Origin of the sequence: Longimycelium tulufanense (assembly GCF_014645795.1) — a bacterium.
GTDB lineage: Bacteria > Actinomycetota > Actinomycetes > Mycobacteriales > Pseudonocardiaceae > Longimycelium > Longimycelium tulufanense.
In genome coordinates this window covers 175,615-190,616 of sequence record NZ_BMMK01000005.1, presented here as the reverse complement: position 1 = coordinate 190,616, position 15,002 = coordinate 175,615, and the positions used below count along the sequence as shown (strand labels likewise).

11 protein-coding genes and 1 pseudogene are annotated in these 15,002 nt (G+C 69.7%); 8 read left to right on the top strand and 4 right to left on the bottom strand.

Going from position 1 to position 15,002, the window contains the following annotated elements; translation table 11 throughout:
• Positions 1-215: 215 nt before the first annotated feature.
• The gene (gene map / locus IEY55_RS08205) at positions 216-983 is read left to right on the top strand and encodes a type I methionyl aminopeptidase (RefSeq protein WP_189055619.1); all 768 of its coding nucleotides are present in this window, start codon (positions 216-218) and stop codon (positions 981-983) included.
• Between the two features lie 7 nt (positions 984-990).
• Here the strand turns inward: map and IEY55_RS08200 are convergent, their stop codons facing one another.
• Complete coding sequence (locus IEY55_RS08200; RefSeq protein ID WP_189055617.1) at positions 991-1,260, bottom strand: helix-turn-helix domain-containing protein; 270 nt, start codon at positions 1,258-1,260, stop codon at positions 991-993.
• Positions 1,261-1,527: 267 nt separating this feature from the next.
• On the opposite strand from IEY55_RS08200, the gene IEY55_RS08195 reads away from it, so the two are divergent.
• Positions 1,528-2,607 (top strand): endonuclease/exonuclease/phosphatase family protein, encoded by a 1,080-nt coding sequence (locus tag IEY55_RS08195; protein ID WP_229686170.1) that lies wholly within the window; start codon positions 1,528-1,530, stop codon positions 2,605-2,607.
• Positions 2,608-2,675: 68 nt separating this feature from the next.
• Here IEY55_RS08195 and IEY55_RS31955 read toward each other — a convergent pair whose 3' ends face one another.
• Positions 2,676-3,068, bottom strand: coding sequence for a carbohydrate-binding protein (locus tag IEY55_RS31955; RefSeq protein ID WP_229686181.1), 393 nt, complete (start codon positions 3,066-3,068; stop codon positions 2,676-2,678).
• Between the two features lie 24 nt (positions 3,069-3,092).
• A pseudogene (locus tag IEY55_RS08190) lies at positions 3,093-4,853 on the bottom strand (glycoside hydrolase family 3 protein); the annotation flags it as partial.
• A 500-nt stretch (positions 4,854-5,353) separates the two neighbouring features.
• Between IEY55_RS08190 and IEY55_RS08185 the strand changes: the two are divergent.
• The 3 genes from IEY55_RS08185 (at position 5,354) to IEY55_RS08175 (ending at position 10,028) form a co-directional block, all read left to right on the top strand.
• Entirely contained in the window at positions 5,354-6,589 is a 1,236-nt protein-coding gene (locus IEY55_RS08185) for a site-2 protease family protein (protein WP_189055613.1), read from the top strand.
• Between the two features lie 103 nt (positions 6,590-6,692).
• On the top strand, positions 6,693-6,971 hold the full coding sequence (locus IEY55_RS08180) for a DUF3040 domain-containing protein (RefSeq protein ID WP_189055611.1): 279 nt from the start codon (positions 6,693-6,695) through the stop codon (positions 6,969-6,971).
• A gap of 129 nt (positions 6,972-7,100) precedes the next feature.
• Positions 7,101-10,028, top strand: a complete 2,928-nt coding sequence (locus IEY55_RS08175) for an FAD-binding and (Fe-S)-binding domain-containing protein (RefSeq protein WP_189055609.1) — start codon at positions 7,101-7,103, stop codon at positions 10,026-10,028.
• Positions 10,029-10,175: 147 nt separating this feature from the next.
• Here the strand turns inward: IEY55_RS08175 and IEY55_RS08170 are convergent, their stop codons facing one another.
• Positions 10,176-11,966, bottom strand: a complete 1,791-nt coding sequence (locus IEY55_RS08170; protein WP_189055607.1) for a thiamine pyrophosphate-requiring protein — start codon at positions 11,964-11,966, stop codon at positions 10,176-10,178.
• 135 nt (positions 11,967-12,101) lie between these two features.
• On the opposite strand from IEY55_RS08170, the gene IEY55_RS08165 reads away from it, so the two are divergent.
• The 3 genes from IEY55_RS08165 (at position 12,102) to IEY55_RS08155 (ending at position 14,807) form a co-directional block, all read left to right on the top strand.
• The gene (locus tag IEY55_RS08165) at positions 12,102-12,485 is read left to right on the top strand and encodes an ArsR/SmtB family transcription factor (protein ID WP_189055605.1); all 384 of its coding nucleotides are present in this window, start codon (positions 12,102-12,104) and stop codon (positions 12,483-12,485) included.
• A gap of 62 nt (positions 12,486-12,547) precedes the next feature.
• Complete coding sequence (locus IEY55_RS08160) at positions 12,548-13,177, top strand: cation efflux transmembrane domain-containing protein (RefSeq protein WP_189055696.1); 630 nt, start codon at positions 12,548-12,550, stop codon at positions 13,175-13,177.
• Positions 13,178-13,328: 151 nt separating this feature from the next.
• Positions 13,329-14,807 (top strand): amidase, encoded by a 1,479-nt coding sequence (locus IEY55_RS08155; RefSeq protein WP_189055603.1) that lies wholly within the window; start codon positions 13,329-13,331, stop codon positions 14,805-14,807.
• The last annotated feature ends 195 nt before the right edge of the window (positions 14,808-15,002 follow it).

Here is a 15,002-nt window from a genome sequence, read left to right as displayed (position 1 = left end):
ACTACTTAGGGTAGCAGTTGTCCCGGGGTGCTCACTACCGAACGCCCCTGACGAGTGATCCGGGTGCCTGATCGCCAGCGATGGTCGTGGCTCTCGAGCGGTGGCGTAGCCGCGGGGTGTCAGGTCCGAGCCGGGGGATCCGGCACGGACCCGAATACGTTATAATAATACCGGTCAAGTAATACCGGATGGTCGAACGCGTCGGGGGAACGCCCGTGATCGAACTCAAGACACCCGCCGAGCTGGAGACGATGCGTGCGGCGGGACGTGTGGTGGCGGAGACGCTCGCCGCCGTGCACAGCCGCGCCGAGGCGGGAACTTCCCTGCGTGAACTCGACGAACTCGCCAGGTCCGTGATCAGCGACGCCGGTGCGAAACCCTCGTTCCTGAACTACCACCCGTCCTGGGCGCCGATGCCCTATCCCGGGTGTCTGTGCACCTCGGTCAACGATGCCGTCGTCCACGGGATCCCGAACGACTACCACCTCACCGACGGAGACCTCCTCAGTGTCGACTGCGGTGCCTCCATCGACGGCCTCCATGGTGATGCCGCCATCAGCTTCGTAGTTGGCACGGCAGATCCGGCGGACCACGAGCTGATCGAGTGCGCCGAACGTGCCCTCGCCGCAGGTGTTCAAGCAGCACAGGTCGGTGCCAGGCTGGGCGATATCGCCCACGCCATCGGAAGCATCGGTCGCACCGCCGGCTACGGCCTGATGGCCGCCTACGGTGGACACGGCATCGGGCGGGAGATGCACGAGGCCCCGTTCGTACCGAACGAAGGCCAGCCCGGCCGGGGACTACGACTCCGGCCGGGACTCGTGCTGGCGCTCGAGCCGATGTTCCTGGCGGGTGGTCGGGACGAGTACCGGACCGGCGATGACGGGTGGACCCAGCGGACCGCCGACGGCAGCCGCGCCGCCCATGTCGAGCACACCGTTGCCGTCACCGAGGACGGCCCGGTCGTCCTCACCCGGCGCTGAGCGGGCCCTACCAGGCCGGGGCGGAGACCGACGGGTCCTGCCCGCAGGCCACAACGAGCTGGTCCAGGGAGATGTCCAACGCGGCGGCGACCGCTGCGATCGTGAAGAAGGAGGGAGTCGGCGCCCGGCCGGTCTCGATCTTGCGCAGGGTTTCCGGGGACAGCCCGGCCCTGGCGGCGACGTCCACCATGCTCCGCCCACCGCGGGCCGAACGGAGGAGGGCGCCCAGCCGCTCACCGCGCCGGCGTTCCTCGGCGGTCAGGGGAACACGCACCATAGCCGGAATGGTAGTCCCCGGCGTGTCCCGGAGCGTCCGATGGCGTGGGCCACCACGATGGAGGCGAGTCGGTGCCGCTGGGCGGTGGGGGTGCGGGACCGGCCCGGACGGGACGGTGGTGATCCCGGGGCGGCGGTTGGCAGGCACGGCCGTGTGCCTTCAGCAGCGCGACACCTCGGACGAGATCTTCGGACAATGCGAAGATGTTCATCCGCGGGCAACCGCGGGTTCGGTCAAGGCACCGCGCGACTGTGGTGTCATCGCGCGGTGCGAGTCGAGAAAGACGTGCTCGAGAGCAGTTGGCGGCGTAGCGAGCCGGAGGGATACCGACGTTCCCGGTTGCGGGGATGGTCCCGGGTGCTGATGGCCCCGCTCGTGTTGCTTCTCGGGCTGCTGCCACTGGCAGGGAGCGCCAACGCGAGCGCGGCCGTCCCGGTTCGGGTGTTGGAGTGGAACATCTGGCACGGCGGCAAGGACCCGGCCGTGGGCGGTGCGCAGAACCTGCCGCGGTTGATCGACCAGCTGGTCGCGCTCCAGCCGGATGTCTTCTTCGCCATTGAGACCTACGGATCGGCCGAGGAGATCCGGACCGGGCTGAGTCGGCGTGCGGGCAAGGGTGTGTACTCGGCGACCCGGATCACCTCGGGAGCCAGCGACAACCTCTGGATCTTCACCCACTACCCGGTCGTCGAGGTCTACCCGAAGCCCACCGGGTCCGTGGTGAGCGACTTCAACCTCGGCGGGGTCCGGGTCCGGTTGCCCAACGGCCGCCAGCTCAACCTCTTCGACACCTGGCTGTCCTACAGCAATCCCTGGATCGGTGATCTGGTCGACGAGAACGCTCACAACGTCCGGGCGGGCAAGAAGCCACCACACAGCACCGCGGACGTCGTGGCGGCCGAAGAGAGCAGGCAGCTTCCCAACATCACCGACATTGTCGACGTGCAGTTGCCCCGGATGCTTCGAGGCAACACCGACCCAACCGTTCTCGCCGGTGATCTCAACACCGTTCCGAGCCATGACTGGGAACAAGGGTGGGCCGGCTGCCGGGACCACTTCGGCATGGCGTTCCCGTTGCGGACCACGAAGAAGCTCACCGATGCCGGCTTCGTGGACACCTTCCGGGCCGCCAATCCCGATGTGTGTTCCGCTCCCGGACGAACCTGGAGCCCGCAACCGGAGTACGACCACATGATCATGCCGGACCGCATCGACTTCGTCTTCGCCAAGGGCCGCACCGTCAGCACGACGCGGTCCTTCGTCGTGGGCCAGCGACTTCCCCAGCACGGCCCCGGCCGTTTCTACTCCGACCACGCGGCCGTGGTCAGCGACCTGCTGATCGGCTGATTCCACTCAACGTCACGGAGTGAGCCGTGGGCCCGGGCGGATTCGCCCGGGCCCACGCACGAGCCCCGTCACCGGGTGAAGCGGAACCAGTTGACGTTGACGAAGTCCTGGCCGGACGGGCTGTGGAACACCAGGTAGAGCCGATGGGTTCCGCTGATCTGCGGTGTGGTTTCGGCGCGAATCGTGGTCCAGTTCTGCCAACCGCCGGTGTTGCTCACCGGAACCGAGGCGATGGCCGGACCGGTGGGGGAGTCCAGCCGGTACTCGATGCTCCCGGCTGCCACCGAACCCGACGCCACGCGGGTCAGCACACCGATCGGAGCTCCTGCTTCGAAACTCATCTCGTAGTAGCCGAGATAATCACCATCACCGATCCAGCCGACATTCTGGCCGCCCCCGGCATCGGAACAGCGCTCCAGCCGGGTGCCGCTCTGCTCGTCGTAGTACGTCGCCCCGAGCACCTCGAAGGCATCCTTGCTGGCGGGGAATCGTTGCCCATAGCCGTAGGGGAACAACGCGGGCTTGCCGTCACCGATGTTGATGGGTTGCTGGTCGGCGCTGCGCATCCACGTCATCGGTAGCTTTCCGGTCGGCTCATGGTCGCCGAACAGCACGTCCGCCACACCCTGCCCCTCGGTTCCCGGCAGCCAGGCCGCAACGAGCGCGTCCCAGCCGTCCAGCTCGGGGGCAATGTCCAACGGACGACCGGAAACGAGCACCACGACGAGGGGCACCCCGGACGCCTCGAGCCGTGCCAACACGGCCAGGTCCGTTCCGTCCAGGCCCATCGACCCCGGGCGGTCTCCTTCGAACTCCGCGTACGGTGTCTCCCCGACGACCGCGATCGCAACCCGGTAGCTGTTGTCGATCCCGTGACCATCGCGGTTGAACGTGACGGTGGTCGAGGGGGAGACGGCCGTACGGATACCTTCGAGGATCGTTGTTCCGGGCGTGATGTCCCCGCTGTCGCCCTGCCAGGAGATCGTCCAGCCGCCACTCTGGTTGCCGATGTCGTCGGCGCTCTTGCCCGCCACGAAGATCTTGTCCGCGGTCTTGGGCAGTGGCAGGACACCGCGCTCGTTCTTCAGCAGGACCATCGACTGGCGTACGGCCTGGCGGGCGAGGGCGCGGTGCTGGGCGCTGCCGATCGTCGGGGTGAAACTGCGGTCGGTGAAGGGGTGCTCGAACAGGCCGAGCTCGAACTTCTTGGTGAGGATCCGCCGGTTGGCGTCATCGATCCGGGACATCGGGATGCGTCCCTGCTCGACCTCCTGGCGGAGCAGGCCGAGGAAGCGCCGGAAGTCGTGCGGGACCATGACCATGTCGATGCCGGCGTTCACGCCGAGCCGGACCTCTTCGGCGGTGAGGCCGGGCCGGTCGTCGATCTTGTCGATGCCTTCCCAGTCCGACACGACGAAACCGGAGAAGCCCAGCTCACCCTTGAGCACATCGGTCACCAGGTACCGGTTGGCGTGCATCTTCGCGCCGTTCCAGCTGTTGTAGGACACCATGACCGAGCCGACGCCCGCCGCCACGGCCGCGCGGTAGGGCTCGAGGTGGAGCTCCCGCAGCTCGGCCTCACCGACCTCGGTGTTGCCCTGGTCCACGCCGCCGGTCGTGCCACCGTCCCCGACGTAGTGCTTGGCGGTGGCCAGAACCGAGTCCGGCGCGTCCAACCGCGTCCCCTGCAGCCCGGTCACGATCGTGGTCAACGCGGTCGCGATCTCGGGGCGTTCCCCGTAGGACTCGTAGGTCCGGCCCCACCGGTCGTTACGGGCCACGCACAGGCAGGGCGCGAAGGTCCAGTCGACACCGGTTCCGGCCACCTCCCTCGCGGTGGCGGCGCCGATCTGGCGCACCAGCTCGGGATCGCGGGTCGCGCCGAGACCGATGTTGTGCGGGAAGATGGTCGCGCCGTACACGTTGTTGTGGCCGTGCACCGCGTCCACACCGTAGATCATGGGGATGCCGAGCGGCGTGGAGAGTGCCACCTTCTGGAACTCGTCGTACATGTCGGCCCACGCGGTCGCGGTGTTCGGGGAGGGGGCCGAGCCACCCCCGCTGAGGATCGAACCGATCCGGTATGTCGCAAGGTCTTGCCGGTTGCCCAGCGCGGTCCGCTCGACCTGGGTCATCTGCCCGAGCTTGTCCTCCAACGACATCCGGGACATCAGGTCCGCGACGCGTTCGGGGACCGGGAGGTCCGGATCCTGGTAGGGGAAACGGGAAGTGTCTGCTGTGGCCATCGTCGGTGCCAGGGTGCTGAGGACGAGCGCGGTGGCACCGAGGGCGAGGACCAAGCGGGCTCGGCCGGGGCGAGGCCGGCCGCCGGATCTGGAGGGGGACCGGGACGGATCTGACCGCGTCATCGCGACCTCCCGCGTTTGTTGTTGTTCACAACATGCGGCGGCGGTGCCGGCAATGTAGCCGCCTTCGCGCGACGTGGTCCAGACCTATCCGGGTCATCCCCCGGCGCCTCGGCGCGTTCGAGTCCACATGATGAGCGGCCCGGCCCGGGGCCGCATGAGCAGTGCTTCCCGCGCACCTGCACCGCCGGTGGGGCCCGTGCTTGCGTCCTTGTGGCGCAGCCGCCGCGTCGGTCCGGTGGACAGTGGAGTGAGGCCCCGTGCGGTTCGGGAGCCAACGGAGGAAGCTGGTCCTGGCGGAGTGACGGAGGTACACGGGGTCGCCGACCGGGTACACCGGGGACGGAGGTCGCGGCCGTCGGCGCGAGGAGCAGCGTGCTATGAGGCCCACCATTCGGCTGGGACGCGTGGCCGGGGTGCGCGTCGGCCTGCACTGGAGTGTCGTCGGCATCGTGCTGCTGGTCGCCGTCGGCCTGGCCGGCTACAACTTCCCCGCGGTGTTCCCGGGCTATCCGACGTTCGCCTATGTGGTGGCCGGCGTGGTCGCGGCGCTGCTCCTGCTGTGCTCGCTGCTCGCCCACGAGGTCGCGCACGCGGTCGTGGCGCGACGCAACGGCCTGGAGGTGGAGGGCATCACGCTGTGGCTGCTCGGCGGGGTGGCCCAGCTCCGCGGAGAACCGCGCGGCCCGGGCGCGGACTTCCGCATCGCCGCGGTGGGGCCGCTGGCCAGCTTCCTGGTCGCCCTGGTCTTCGCCGTGGCCTCGTGGGTCGGGGTCAATGCGGGTATCGGGCGACTGTCCGTCGGGGTGATGGCCTACCTGGCAGTGATCAACGTGATCCTGGCGGTGTTCAACCTGGTTCCGGCGGCACCGTTGGACGGTGGCCGGGTGCTCAGGGCGGCGTTGTGGGCCTGGCGCGGTGACCGGGTGCAGGCGGCGGTGTGGGCCACCCGCGCCGGCCGCGGGTTCGGGTTCCTGCTCATCGTCCTGGGGGTCGTGACCCTGCTGGCCGGCAACGGGGGCGGCCTGTGGTGGATCCTGCTGGGCTGGTTCGTGGTCAACATGGCCGCCGCCGAGGAGCAGCAGGCGCGGGTGGGTGCCGCCCTGTCCGGGCTGCGGGTCCGCGATGTGATGACCGAGCACCCCCAGACCGTCGGTGGCGAGCAGACCGTCGCCAACTTCCTCACCGACGTCGCCGTGGTGCGGATGCACTCCACCTACCCGTTGGTCGACAACGAGGGGCGGCTGCGCGGGCTGGTCACGCTGAACCGGCTCCGCGAGGTCCCGCGGGAGCGCCGGGGCCACACCACGCTGTGGGAGATCGCCCGCCCACCCCACGAGGTGCCCCAGGCCGAGCCGGACGAGCCGCTGTCCAGCGTGCTGCCGCGCCTGGAGCAGCCCGGCGACGGTCGCATCCTGGTGCAGCACGAGGGCCGCATCGTCGGCATCATCTCCCCGTCCGACATCAGCCGGGCGGTAGCCAGGCGAGGTTTCACCGTGGGCGGCCGTGCCGGCGCCGACTTCGGCCAGGACACCTCGCGGCCACCTGAGAACTGGTGGTACCCGGGCAAGGGGGATCAGTATCCCCCGCGCAGGGACGACCACCCCCAGCGTTGAGTACCACCGCCTACCCACCGCATGCCACGTGGCGGGCCGCGTATGCCGCGCTCGCGGAGGGGTAACCGGAGAAGGATGAGGCACGTAAGGGCCGGGAGTCGCGATGCTGAGCCGACGCGAACGCCAGCAACTTGCGCGCATCGAACTGTGGTTCGAGCAGAGCGACCCCGAGCTGGCCGAGGCACTGGCTACGGGACGACCGACAGGTGCGGGGCGACGCCGCTGGCCCTACCTCGTCCTGCTGTATCTCGGCGCGGTCCTCTCGCTCGCAGGTGTGGTGGCGGCCAGCCCGACCAGCTTTTTCGGCGGTCTGGTGATCCTGACCGGCACCGCACTGGCGTACCTGTGGCGGCGCGAGAAGCAGCAAAGACGCCTGCCGTAGCCGTGCCGGGAACTCGGTCCAGGAGGGTGTCTCGACGGCCTGGCCAGCTTCGCGACCTCGTGCCACACCACACGGCATGCGCTGGGTGACTCGATCGTTTTCCGACAGGCCCGACCGGAGGTGGGTGGGATGACAGGGCCGGTGGGCGAGCTGGGCATCCTGCCCAGGGTGGACAGCGCCGCATTGCGCGATGACCTGTGCTCCCGCGTGGACGGTGAAGTGCGCTTCGACGCGGGGACGCGCGGCGCCTACGCCACCGACGCCTCCAACTACCGCCAGGTGCCCATCGGCATTGTCCTACCTCGGACGGTCGAGGCCGGGGCCGTCGCCGTTGAGGTCTGCCGCGAGCACGGCGCCCCGGTGCTCTCCCGCGGGGGAGGGACCAGCCTGGGTGGGCAGTGCACCAACGTCGCGGTCGTCATCGACTGGACCAAGTACTGCCACCACCTGCTGTCGGTGGATGCGGAGAACCGGACATGCCTCGTCGAGCCCGGCATCGTCCTCGACGAGCTGAACCGGCAACTCTCCGGGTACGGCCTGGAGTTCGGCCCCCGCCCGTCCACCCACAGCCACTGCGCCATCGGCGGCATGATCGGCAACAACTCCTGCGGCGCCACGGCCCAGCGGACCGGCAAGGTGGTGGACAACGTCGGTGCGATGGAGGTCGTCACCTACGACGGGCTCCGCAGCTGGGTGGGCCCGACCGATGAGCCCGAGCTGAGCCGCCTCGCCGCCGAGGACGGTCGGCGCGGCGAGCTGTACCGGGGCCTGTGCCAGCTACGGGACCGCTATGCCGGGCTGATCCGGCAGCGCTACCCGGACATCCCGCGTCGCGTCTCCGGGTACAACCTGGACGCGCTCCTTTCCGAACAGGACTTCGACGTTGCCAAGCTGCTGGTGGGCAGTGAGGGAACGCTGGCCACGGTGCTGCGCGCCGAGCTGAAGCTCGTCCCGAGGATCGAGCACAAGGCAACGCTCGTGCTCGGCTACGCCGACATCGCTGACGCCGCCGACCACGTCGCCGACATCCTTGCCGTCGCCAGCCCCCTCCAGCTCGAGGCCATCGACGACCGGCTGGTCGAGCTGATGCACCGCCAACGCATGCACGAGGAGTCCGCACGGCAGCTCCCCCGCGGCGGTGGCTGGCTGCTCGCCCAGTACGGTGGAGACTCGCCGGAGGAGGCCCGGGACCGGGCGCGAGAAGTCCTGGCGGCACTGCACAAGCGGCCGGAGAACGACGACGTCCTGCTGGCCGAGGACCCCCGGCTGCAGGAGAAGATCCACGCCGCACGGGAGTCCGGGCTGGGGGTGACCGCCCACCCGCCCGGGCTGCCGGACAACTGGCCGGGCTGGGAGGACTCCGCGGTACCACCGGACCGGCTCGGTGACTACCTGCGCGACCTCAGGGCGTTGTTCACCGAGTTCGAGCTGGACCACCCCTCGATCTACGGGCACTTCGGCCACGGCTGCGTGCACACCCGCATCCCCTTCCAGCTCACCACCGCGCTCGGGGTGCGCGGCTTCCGCCGGTTCGTGCAGCGCGCCGCCGACCTGGTCAGCGAGTACGGCGGCTCGCTGTCCGGGGAGCACGGCGACGGCCAGGCCCGTGGGGAGCTGCTGGTCCGCATGTTCGGGCCAGAGTTGGTCGGTGCGTTCGGCGAGCTGAAGAACCTGTTCGACCCCGGCAACCGGATGAACCCCGGCAAGATTGTGGCGCCCTGCCGGGTCGACGAGCACCTGCGGCTGGGGCCGGACTGGCGACCGCGGCAGGAACCGACCCACTTCCGGTACCCCGACGACGGCCGCAGCTTCGTCCGCGCGGTCGGCCGCTGCGTGGGGGTGGGCAAGTGCCGGCAGCACTCCGGCGGCGTGATGTGCCCCTCCTACATGGCCACGCTCGAGGAGGAGCACTCCACCCGGGGCCGGGCGCGTCTGCTGTTCGAGATGATGCGGGGACACGAGGACTCCCCGATCACCGACGGCTGGCGGTCCACCGCCGTGCGCGACGCCCTCGACCTCTGTCTGGCCTGCAAGGGCTGTAAGAAGGACTGCCCGGTCGGCGTCGACATGGCCACCTACAAGGCCGAGTTCCTTGCCCACCACTACCACCGGCGGCCGCGCCCCGCCCAGCACTACAGCCTTGGCTGGATGCCACTGTGGGCCCACCTCGCGGGCCAGGTGCCCCGGCTTGCTAACGCGGCTCTGCACACACCGCTGGTGTCGCGCGTGGGAAAGCGCGTCGCGGGCATAGCCCCGCAACGGGAGATCCCGAGGTTCGCGCCACGGACGTTCCAGCGGTGGTGGCGGCAATACCGCTGTCCGGAGAGTGCTGTTCCTGGAGATCCACGGACGGTGGTGTTGTGGCCGGACACCTTCACCAATCACTACCACCCGCACATCGCTCGGGCCGCGGTCCGGGTGCTGCAAGCCGCCGGCTTCCGGGTGGTCGTACCCGAACAGGCCCTGTGCTGTGGCTTGACGTGGATCTCCACCGGGCAGCTCGACATGGCGGCCAAGATGATCCGGCGAACCCTCCGCGCGCTGCGTCCATGGATCCGGACCGACACGTTGGTGGTCGGCCTGGAACCCTCCTGCACCGCAGTGTTCCGCGCCGACATGGAAGAGCTGATGCCCGATGACGAGGACGTACGCCGGCTACGCCGCCGTTTCGTCACCCTGGCCGAGATATTGACCAGCCACCTGCCCGGGCCCTGGTCACCACCCCAGGTGCACCGGGAGGCGCTCATCCAGACGCACTGCCACCAGCACGCAGTGCTGGGCTTCGGGCCCGACGTTGAACTCATGCGGCAGATCGGTCTGGACGCCGAGGTACTGGACTCCGGATGTTGCGGCCTGGCAGGAAACTTCGGCTTCGAAAAGGACCACTACGATGTGTCGATGGCCTGCGCGGAGCGCGCCCTGCTCCCAGCGGTGCGGGAAGCCGCGCCTGACACGGTGCTGCTCGCCGATGGCTTCAGTTGCCGTACCCAGATCGAGCATGGGAGTACGCGGCATGCCCGGCACCTCGCCGAGGTTCTGGCGGGCGCACTGGGATAAGACGCCCATCCCGTTGCCGTTGTACACCCCACGCGATACTGCCCGACATCGGTCGTCCTCGGCGAGTGTGTCCCGCCCACCTCCTCGGTCTCGGTTGGGATCCGACAAGCGATTGCGGCGTTCCCTCACCAGCGGCACCGGATCGGCTCACCGCCCGGATCCCGGCAGCATCTCCTGCATCTTCACCTTGGTGCCCTGCTTGAGGATGTTCCACGCCTCCGGGTCGCCCTTCAGCAACGCCGCGGCGGTCTTCTCCATCTGCTCCCACGTGGCGTGCGGCGGGATCGGCGGGATGTTCGGGTCGGTCAGGAACTCGACCACACACGGCCGGTCACAACGCAGCGCCTCCTCCCAGGCACCGCGCACGGTGTCCGGCTTGTCCACCCGGATGCCGTGCAACCCGATGCTCTCGGCGAAGGACGCGTAGGGGAACTCGGGAAGCCGCTGCGACGGCAGGAACTGCGGCGACCCGCCCATCGCGCGCAACTCCCAGGTCACCTGGTTGAGATCGCCGTTGTTGAGCACCCCGACGACCAGCCGCCGGTCACGCCACTCCTGCCAGTACATCTCGATGGTCAGCAGCTCGTTGAGCCCGTTCATCTGCATGGCGCCATCACCGACGAGCGCGAAGACCGGCCGGTCCGGGTGCGCGAACTTGGCGGCGGTCGCGTACGGCATGCCGCAGCCCATCGTCGCCAACGTTCCGGACAGCGAGCCCCGCATGCGGCCCCGGAACTTCAGGTGCCGGGCGTACCAGTTGGCGGCCGATCCGGAGTCGGAGGTGATGATTGCGTCTTCGGGCAGCAGCGGGGACAGGTCGTGGAAGACCAGCTCCGGGTTGATCGGGTCGGCCGACACCTTGGCCCGCCGATCCATCACATCCCACCACCGGGAGATGTTGTGCTCGATGGTCCGGCGCCAGTCACCGTCCGCCTTGCGCCGCAGTCGCGGCAGCAGGGCCCGCAGCGTGCGCGCGGCGTCGCCGTGCAGGTTCGCCTCGAAGGGGTACCGCAGACCGAGCATGGTGGGGTCGATGTCGATCTGTACCCCGCGGGCCTGGCCGTAGTCCGGAAGGAACTGGCTGTAGGGCAGGTTCGACCCGACCACGAGCAGCGTGTCGCAGTCCCGCATCAGCTCGTAGGACGGCCGGGTGCCCAGCAGGCCGATCGCACCGGTGACGAACGGCAGGTCGTCCGGCAGCACGTCCTTGCCCAACATCGCCTTGGCGACCCCCGCACCCAGCACCTCGGCGACCTCGACCAGCTCCTCGCGCGCGTTCCGCGCACCCTGGCCGGCCAGGATCGCGACCCGCTCGCCCGCGTTGAGCACCTCGGCGGCGTGGGCCAGGTCCTCCTCGGCGGGCACCGGGACGGCGTGCGGCATGCCCAGGCTGGAGGGCACCATCTTGAACTCGTGCGGCGGCGGGCTGTACTCGAGGTCCTGCACGTCGGCCGGGATGATGACGGTGGTCACCGTGCGCCGGCTGTAGGCGATCCGCATCGCCCGGTCGAGCACGTTCGGCAGTTGTTCGGGCACCGTGACCATCTGCACGTACTCGTTGGCCACGTCCTTGAAAAGGCTGATGAGGTCGACCTCCTGCTGGTAGGAGCCACCCATCGCGCTGCGCGCGGTCTGCCCGACGAGCGCCACCACCGGCACGTGGTCGAGCTTGGCGTCGTACAGGCCGTTGAGCAGGTGGATCGCGCCGGGGCCGGAGGTGGCCGTGCACACCCCGACCTGGCCGGAGAACTTTGCGTAGCCGGTCGCCTCGAAGGCGGCCAGCTCCTCGTGGCGGGCCTGGACGAACCGCGGGTCGTTGTCCGCCCGCTCCCAGGCCGCGAGCAACCCGTTGATCCCGTCGCCGGCGTAGCCGAAGACGTGGGTCACCCCCCACTCCCGAAGTCGCCGCAACACGTAGTCGGCCACAAGCTGGGCCATGGCACCTCCTCGGACGAGGCCACGCCGGCACCCGAAGGTGGCCGGCACCTTCGGGTAAGGCGTTCCCGGGTACGGCGCTCGAAAACCCGACCGACCCCGAGGCGCGTCGATTACCGTGCCCGATATCATCGGGATATGACGATGACAGCGGCCGATGACGAACTCATACGGGTGGAGCTCGCACCTGCGGCGGCGTTGTTCCGGTCCCTGGGCGATCCGACCCGCCTGGCGATCCTGCGCAGGCTGGCCAGCCAGGGCCCGGCCCGGGTCGTGGACCTGGTCGAGGTGTTGGGCCTGGCGCAGTCCACGGTGTCCCAACACCTGGCCTGCCTGCGTGGCTGCGGGTTGGTGGCCTCGGAACCCGCGGGACGGGCGTCGGTGTTCCGGCTGGCGCAGCCGGGACTGGTCGACGTGCTGGCGGCGGCCGAGGTGGTCCTGGCCGCGACCGGCAACGCTGTGGCGCTGTGCCCGACCTACGGCTGCGCCGGGGACGAGCGGGTGGAGGACACCCAGCCGTGAGCGGGCCGGAGCGGGAGCCGCAGACCGACGTGCACCCCAGCCGTGTGGACGAATGCTGCGATGTGTCGCCGCCCGGGGCCGAGCCCCGCGGCCTCGACCAGGACCGGCGGCGGGTGTTGTCCCGCCGCGTCCGACTCCTGGTCGCCGCGACGATCACCTACAACCTCGTCGAGGCGGGGGTGGCACTCTCGGCCGGCGCGGCGGCCGACTCGACCGCGCTGGTCGGGTTCGGCCTGGACTCGCTGGTCGAGGTCGCTTCCGCGGCCGCGGTCGCCTGGCAGTTCTCCGGCCGCGACCCGCAGGCCCGGGAGCGCGTCGCACTGAAGGTCATTGCGGCCTCCTTCGTCCTGCTCGCCGGGTACGTCACCGTCGAGTCCGTGCGCGCGCTCCTGGGCGTCGCGCCTGCGGAGCACTCGACGGTCGGCATCGTGCTGGCCGCCCTGTCGCTGGTGATCATGCCGGTGCTGTCGACCGCCCAACGCCGCGCCGGCCGGGAACTGGGCTCGGCGAGCGCGGTCGCCGACTCGAAACAGACCCTGCTGTGCACCTACCTGTCCGGGGTCCTGCTGACCGGGCTGCTGCTCAACAGCCTGTTCGGCTGGTCGTGGACCGACCCGCTGGCCGCGCTGGTCATCGCCGCCGTCGCGCTGAAGGAGGCTCGCGACGCCTGGCGTGGCCGGCACTGCTGCTAGCCGTGCCGGGACAGGGCGCCCGAGCTGCCCGCCCCAGCCATCAACGATGGGCGGCGTGTCGTGACCTTGGCTCGAAACGCTCGCTCATTTACCCATCAGTAGATTACTGTCCGGAAGCGGGCCGTGACTGCTGAGGGAGGCGGGAGGCGGCATGGACTTCGAGGAGTACCGGCGCTTCGACGCTCTGGGCCTGGCGGAGCTGGTCGCCAGGGGCGAGGTGTCGGCCGCGGAGCTGCTGGAGACCGCGCTGGTCCGAGCCGAGCGGGTCAACCCGCGCATCAATGCCATCGTGCGCACGATGGAGACCCAGGCCAAGGAACGGGTGTCGCAGGACCTGTCCGGCCCGTTCGCGGGTGTCCCCTTCCTCATCAAGGATCTGCACCAGGACTTCGCCGGTGAGCCCACCGCCGGTGGCTGCCGTCCGCTGGCCGGCCACCCCGTCCTGGAGTCCTCCGCGACCGTGCGGCGCTGGCTGGACGCCGGGCTGGTCATCTTCGGCAAGACCAACACCCCCGAGTTCGGCGCCAAGGGCGTGACCGAGCCGGACCTGTTCGGCCCCACCCGCAACCCCTGGGCGTTGGACCGGACCCCCGGCGGGTCCTCCGGGGGCTCGGCGGCCGCGGTGGCGGCCGGCATCGTGCCGGTGGCCGGGGCCAACGACGGGGGCGGGTCGATCCGCATCCCCGCCGGCTGCTGCGGGTTGTTCGGGCTCAAGCCCGGGCGGGGACTGGTCTCCTCCGGTCCCGCCTTCGGCGAGCTGCTCCACGGTGCGGCCACCAATGGTGTGCTGTCCCGCACCGTGCGGGACACCGCCGCGATGCTCGACGTCCTGGTGGGCCCGGAAGCGGACAGCCCCTACGGGGTGACCCCGCCGGAACAGAGCTACCTGTCCCAGCTGGGGCAGCCCCCTGGCCGGCTGCGGATCGGCTTCAGTCACCGGTCGGCGCTCAACCCCCGGGTGCATCCCGACGCGGTCGCGGCCGTCACCGGCGCCGCCGAACTGCTGGCGGAGCTGGGACACGTGGTGGAGCCGGCCGAGGTGGACTACGACGACGAGGAACTGGCCCACGACTTCCTCACCGCGTGGTTCGCCACCATGGCCGCCCTGGTGCGCGACATCGGGAACCGGACCGGCTGCCGACTCGGCGACTTCGAGTTCGACACCCAGATCATGACGGGGCTGGGGCGGCTCACCACCGCGCCCGACTACATCATCGCCCACATGCGGTGGCACCTGTACGTGCGCGCCCTGGCCGACTTCCACAGCCGCTACGACCTGTTGCTCACCCCGACGCTGTCCCGCCCACCGATCCCGATCGGATCGCTGGGCACTCCACCGTTGCTGCGGGTGGCCGGCAAGGCAGTGCTGCGGCTGCGCTTGACGCGGCTGCTGCGTCGGTTGGGCGTGGTGAACAAGGTCATTCGGGACAACCTGGGTTGGGTGCCCTACACCCAGCTCGCCAACCTCACCGGCCGCCCCGCGATGTCGGTGCCGACCTACTGGACGGCCGACAACCTGCCGTTGGGTGTCCAGTTCGTGGCCCCACTCGGCGGCGAGGGTCTGCTCCTGCGCCTGGCCGCGCAGATCGAGGAAGCCCGCCCCTGGGCGAACCGTTTCCCACCCCTGTGACGGATAAGCCGGCCCGTTTTGCGCTGGTCCCGCTGGGTAGTCCGATATCTGCTCGCGTCCCCATGCGAACGAGAGGATCTTCGCGTCATAGGGTCGTTCGTGGTGACCGCGGTGTGTTCGCCGACCGGAAGTCCACAGTCGCACGCCGGTGACTTCGGTGTGGCGGCGGGTGCTACCGGCAGCGTTGCACACCAC

Coding starts and splice junctions, on each gene's coding strand:
- IEY55_RS08200 (WP_189055617.1), bottom strand. CDS start 1,260: ATGGTGCGTGTTCCCCTGACCGCCGAGGAACGCCGGCGCGGTGAGCGG.
- IEY55_RS08185 (WP_189055613.1), top strand. CDS start 5,354: ATGAGGCCCACCATTCGGCTGGGACGCGTGGCCGGGGTGCGCGTCGGC.
- IEY55_RS08180 (WP_189055611.1), top strand. CDS start 6,693: ATGCTGAGCCGACGCGAACGCCAGCAACTTGCGCGCATCGAACTGTGG.
- IEY55_RS08175 (WP_189055609.1), top strand. CDS start 7,101: ATGACAGGGCCGGTGGGCGAGCTGGGCATCCTGCCCAGGGTGGACAGC.
- IEY55_RS08170 (WP_189055607.1), bottom strand. CDS start 11,966: ATGGCCCAGCTTGTGGCCGACTACGTGTTGCGGCGACTTCGGGAGTGG.
- IEY55_RS08165 (WP_189055605.1), top strand. CDS start 12,102: ATGACGATGACAGCGGCCGATGACGAACTCATACGGGTGGAGCTCGCA.
- IEY55_RS08155 (WP_189055603.1), top strand. CDS start 13,329: ATGGACTTCGAGGAGTACCGGCGCTTCGACGCTCTGGGCCTGGCGGAG.